Here is a 538-nt window from a genome sequence, read left to right as displayed (position 1 = left end):
AATCTGATGGACGACAGCTATCCGGTTGGCGATCCCATGCACATGATCTTCTGCCGCAATGTGCTGATCTATTTCGACAAGGTAACGCAGGCCAAGGTGCTCACCCGGCTTTGCGATTGCCTGATGCCCGGCGGCTATCTCTTCGTCGGCCATTCAGAAAGCGTTACCGGCATACCCCTTCCGGTGAAGCAGGTTGCCAACACTGTGTTCCGGAAGATTTGATGGCTTTGACTCCGAAGAGAATCCGCGTCCTTATCATCGACGACTCGGCGAGCGTCCGGCAGGCACTCACCAAGGTGCTGGAAGAAGATCCCGAGATCGAGGTGATGGGCGTGGCCTCCGACCCGTTCATGGCGGCGCGAAAGATCCAGGAAGATCTGCCTGATGTCATCACGCTGGACGTAGAGATGCCGCGCATGGACGGCATCACCTTCCTGCGCAAGCTCATGTCGCAAAGGCCGATACCGGTGGTGATGTGCTCGTCGCTCACGGAGGAGGGATCGGCAACCCTGATGCAGGCGCTGGAAGCCGGCGCCGT

Annotated in this window: 2 protein-coding genes; both read left to right on the top strand. The window is 58.7% G+C overall.

The window, feature by feature from the left end; genetic code table 11:
* On the top strand, positions 1-222 hold a 222-nt coding region (locus AC2YI2_RS35175), incomplete at its 5' end, for a CheR family methyltransferase (RefSeq protein WP_487391146.1).
* Positions 222-538 (top strand): response regulator (locus AC2YI2_RS35170; RefSeq protein WP_487391145.1); only part of this gene is annotated, 317 nt, incomplete at its 3' end. The genes AC2YI2_RS35175 and AC2YI2_RS35170, both read left to right, overlap by 1 nt.

The organism is Rhizobium sp. SRI_017, from assembly GCF_057586295.1.
The sequence above is the reverse complement of the archived record's forward strand: the minus strand, read 5'-3'. Positions and strand labels throughout refer to the sequence as shown.